The sequence below is a fragment of the Anaerosporobacter sp. genome, assembly GCF_965301125.1.
Window position 1 is genome coordinate 16,397 of sequence record NZ_CBDLAM010000015.1, and the last position, 4,756, is coordinate 21,152.

Annotated in this window: 4 protein-coding genes; all 4 read right to left on the bottom strand. The window is 35.9% G+C overall.

The window, feature by feature from the left end:
- Positions 1-2,262 (bottom strand): non-ribosomal peptide synthetase (locus tag ACW2QF_RS02975; protein WP_455714507.1); only part of this gene is annotated, 2,262 nt, incomplete at its 3' end.
- A gap of 18 nt (positions 2,263-2,280) precedes the next feature.
- On the bottom strand, positions 2,281-3,252 hold the full coding sequence (locus ACW2QF_RS02980) for a condensation domain-containing protein (protein ID WP_455714508.1): 972 nt from the start codon (positions 3,250-3,252) through the stop codon (positions 2,281-2,283).
- Complete coding sequence (locus tag ACW2QF_RS02985; RefSeq protein ID WP_455714509.1) at positions 3,245-3,610, bottom strand: hypothetical protein; 366 nt, start codon at positions 3,608-3,610, stop codon at positions 3,245-3,247. The genes ACW2QF_RS02980 and ACW2QF_RS02985 overlap by 8 nt, the downstream gene beginning before the upstream one ends.
- A 75-nt stretch (positions 3,611-3,685) precedes the next feature.
- The coding region (locus ACW2QF_RS02990; protein WP_455714510.1) for a condensation domain-containing protein at positions 3,686-4,756 on the bottom strand (1,071 nt) is incomplete at its 5' end.

Sequence of the window (4,756 nt, forward strand, 5' to 3'; positions counted from 1 at the left end):
CACATATTCCTTTGTTGTTACCTTTGTTATCTCTGGAAGTGACTTTTTATCAATCTTGCCATTTAAGGTTAATGGGAATTTCTCTAATCTCATAAACCACGATGGCACCATATAAGATGGTAACTTCTCTTCTAACTTGGATTTCAATAATTCTTGGTCTACAGGACTTTCTTCAACATAATAAGCTACCAATTCTTTTTCTGAATCCCTTCCTTTTGCAGTAACAACCGCCTCTTTAACACCTGGCACACGAAGCATTAGATTCTCTATTTCACCGAGTTCCACACGATACCCTCTGATTTTCACCTGAAAATCCATTCTTCCAACATAGGAAACATCCCCATCCTGGCACCATTTTGCCAAATCGCCAGTTCGGTATACCCGTTCCCCATCAGCCAATGTAATAAATCGTTCATTCGTCATTTCTTCTGCGTACAGATATCCTCTACCGACACCATCTCCTCCAATACAGAGTTCCCCTTCCTCTCCGATTCCTACCATCTTTTTGTTGGAATCTAGAACATAAAGTCTTGTATTAGCAATAGGTTTTCCTATGGTAATTTGTTCTTCTTTCGTCACATCCTTCACCGTAGACCAAATCGTAGTTTCTGTAGGTCCATACATGTTAAAGATTCTAAGATTATCAAACTCCTGTAATTCTTTAAGTAAATTTTCTGGAAACGCCTCTCCACCTACCAAAATCGCTTTGATTTGCTTTAGTGCGTTCCTAAATTCCTGCGTCTGTAACAGTATTTTCACTCTTGATGGAGTACATTGAATCACATCAACGTTTCCTTTCGTCATCATCCTTGCAACCTTTTCTCCATCAATATCCTCTCCATCTTTGCTTATGGTAATTTTCTTACCAGCTAGTAAGGATACAATACTTTCCAATCCAAATATATCAAAAGATACGGTAGTCAAACTAAGGACATTATGATAGTCTGAAAAATCAATTGCCTGATTCATTCCTATAAGGAAATTATGTACCTGCTGATGTTCAATCATTACTCCCTTCGGTTTACCTGTAGAGCCAGAAGTATATAAAACATAGGCAAGATTATGGCAATTTACAGAATACTTAGGATTCTCTTTTGTTTCTTGTCTATATTGTTTATCATCTACTAAGATTGTTTCGCATTCCAAGGTTTGAACTTTATCTAAAAGCTCCTTATGGGCTAGTATGACTTTTGCTTTGCTATGGGTTAGCATATAGGAAATACGTTCAGCAGGATATTCTGTATCAACAGGTAGATACGCTCCTCCTGCCTTTAACACAGCAATCATGCAGATAAGGGTATCAATACTTCTTTTAACCAGAATCGGCACGATACAATCCGTACTTATGTTGTACTCTCGCAAAACATTAGCAATGGTATTGGCTCTGGCATTAATCTGTTCGTAGGTAGCTGACTCGTCCCCCCATTCTACGGCTATGTCTTGTGGATGTTCATTTACCTGGCGTTCAAACAAGTCAACAAGGGTTGCTTCTTTCTCATATTCTATTCTAGTTGCATTGAACTGATTTCGTATTATACGTTGTTCATCTGGATTAATTAATTCCAGATTTGATAGTTTCACATCCAAGTTTTCTAGACACTGATGTAACAGAATTTCATATTTAGCAATATAATTCTTGATATCTTGCTTATTAAAATACGTAGTATTATATCTCAACGTGATTTGATAACTGTCACTATTTTCTTTTAAACAAACCCCTAACTTGGTATCTGGATATTCCTTATAATTGTCTACCAAATCTTTTCGATGAAGTCCTTCCATCACCATATTCACAGGAAATAGAATCTCTTTATTCTTCTTAAATACGATCTGATTTTTCTCTTGTAAGGAATAGACTTGAAATCTATGTAATGTTTCGATTTCCTTCTTGATTCCAAGTAATGTCTCTTTAAATGTAGCTTCTTCCTTCACAGGAAAAACAAGCGGAAGACAAGGATTTATTATATCCGATTCCAGTGTTTTAAAGTGAGAAGGAACTCCAATAATCTTTTCTTCCTTTTTTAAAGCAAGAGCTAATGAAACCCGAACGGTGCATAGGAAAAACACATAACTAGTCCAACTATCCTTTCTAGTAATCTTACTAATCTTCTCATAGCTGTCCCCTGCAATCTGAAAAGACATCTCTTCTAATACACCAGCACTATAGGACTCTCCTTCTCGTATCTGATCTTTCATCTCTGTAGTCTCATATACAGCTTTCCAATAATCTGCTGCTTCCTCTAAAAATAATATATTATCCATGTCTCCTCCTTTTGGTTCTTAGAAGTCAAAACCTGCACTAAAACTAGATTCTTCCACTATTTTGTCTATCTTTTCTGGACGTTGTATAACTTCACAGTCCATTGTCTTAATCTTCTGGTCTGCATTCTTACAGATATCAGCAAGTACACTCTCCCAATGTTTTTTTAACGAATTTCTTGCATCCTCATCAAATACTCCAGCACAAAATTCTATACCGAGAACAATTTCATCTTCATATTGAATACCTCCCACATACAGATCATACTTAGCTTCTGTACGAATATGATTATAAGGCTCTAAGGTTAATCCTTCTGCGTTTATAGACAGTCGCTTAATATTCTCTAGTACTAACATGACATTAAATAAATCTGAGCCAGATATTTTCTTAGTATTCTTTAAGGTTTCAATCAGTTTATCGTATGGATAATCCTGATGTTCATATGCATTCATGACTTTGTCCTTCACTTGTCTTAAGTGTTCCTTAAATGTGTTGTTATCTTTAACACTTGTCTTGATTGCAAAGTCATTGATAAATACACCAATTACATTCTCAAGCTGGCTATTGTTTCTTCCTGCTTCTGCACTACCAATAATCATAGTATCCTGACCACTGATTTTGGAAAGGGTAATGCTAAGGCTTCCTAGAAGAATCATAAAAATGGTGGTTCTTGTTTCTTTCGCCAACTGACTCAGTACTTCAAACCGGTCTCTTCCTATAATAATTTGATCATAGATGACCTCTCTATCCTCTTTGTGTGAGTTGGAATATGGCCATGAAACCTTAGGTATTTCCTGTTCGAATTCAGATAGCCAATACTCTTCATGACGTTTAAAAGTCTCACTGGCTTCTCGTTTGTTCTCCCAAGCAGCGTAATCTTTGTATGTAACTGGCAAGGAAACAAGATTCTCTCCATTATAGATGCTTATTAAATCACGGTTAAGGATCTTAAAGGACGTTCCATCTGTAATAATATGATGAATATCATACAAAAATTTCTTTAAATGTAGCTTCTTCCTTCACAGGGAAAATAAATGGCAGACAACGATTTACAATATCTGCTTCCAGTGATTTAAAGTAAGAAGGAACTCCAATAATCTTCTCTTCTTTTTTTAAAGCATGAGACAGTGAAACCCGAATGGTGCATAGGAAAAACACATATGTAGTCCAACTATCCTTCCTAGTAATCTTACTAATTTTCTCATAGCTGTCTCCTGCAATTTGAAAAGACATCTCTTTAAGTACACCAGCACTATAAGATTCTTCTAGTATCTGATCTTTCATTTCGGTAGTCTCATATACGGCTTTCCAATAATCTGCTGCTTCCTCTAAAAATAATGTATTATCCATAACTTTTTTAGTAGGGAGTTCAACGGTGTCAATCTGACCCCGTTGAACTTATCCTATTTTTCCTCCTTTTACTTCTTAGAAGTCAAAATCTGCATCATAACTGGATTCTTCCTCGCTCTCTGGTTGCTGTATTACTTCACAGTCCATTGTCTTAATCTTCTGATCTGCGTTCTTACAAATATCTGCAAGCACTCTCTCCCAATGTTTTTTAAACGAAGTTCTTGCTTTCTCATCAAATACTCCAGCACAAAATTCTATACCGAGAACAATTTCATCTTCATATTGAATACCTCCAACATACAAATCATACTTGGCTTCTGTACGAATATGATTATAAGGCTCTAAGGCAAATCCTTCCGTGTTTACATCCTGTCCCTTAATATTCTCTAGTACAAGCATGGTATTAAACAAATCTAAGTCAGAAAGCCTCTTAGTATACTTTAAGATTTCAATCAGTTTATCATATGGATATTCCTGATGTTCATATGCATTCATGACTTTGTCCTTCACTTGCTTTAAGTACTCCCTAAATGTGTTATTATCTATAACCCTTGTCTTAATTGCAAAGTTATTGATAAATACACCAATTACATCTTGAATCTGGCTATTGTTTCTTCCTGCTTCTACACTACCAATAATCATATTATCCTGACCACTGATTTTGGAAAGTGTAATACTAAGGCTTCCTAGTAGAATCATAAACAAAGTGGATCCAGTCTCTTTGGCCAACTGGTTCAGTACTTCTAACTGATCTTTAGCTATAACAATCTCATCATAAATAGCTTCTCGATTCTCTGGACATGAATTGAAATATGGCCATGGAATCTGTGGTACTTCCTCTTCGAATTCAGATAACCAATACTCTTCATGATGTTTAAATGTCTCACTAGCTTCTCGTTTGTTCTCCCAGACAGCGTAATCTTTGTATGTAACTGGTAGGGAAACAAGTTCCTCTTCCTTAGAAATACTTACTAAATCGCGGTTAAGAATCTGGAAGGACGATCCATCTGTAATAATATGATGGATATCATACAAAAGCATGTTCTTTTCATTTCCTACCTTAAGAATACCTACACGAATCAGCGGTGGATTTTTTAGATTAAATGGTCGAACGAATTGTTTAATAATTAAAGGGATCTCCTCTTC

Coding starts and splice junctions, on each gene's coding strand:
- ACW2QF_RS02985 (WP_455714509.1), bottom strand. CDS start 3,610: ATGGATAATACATTATTTTTAGAGGAAGCAGCAGATTATTGGAAAGCC.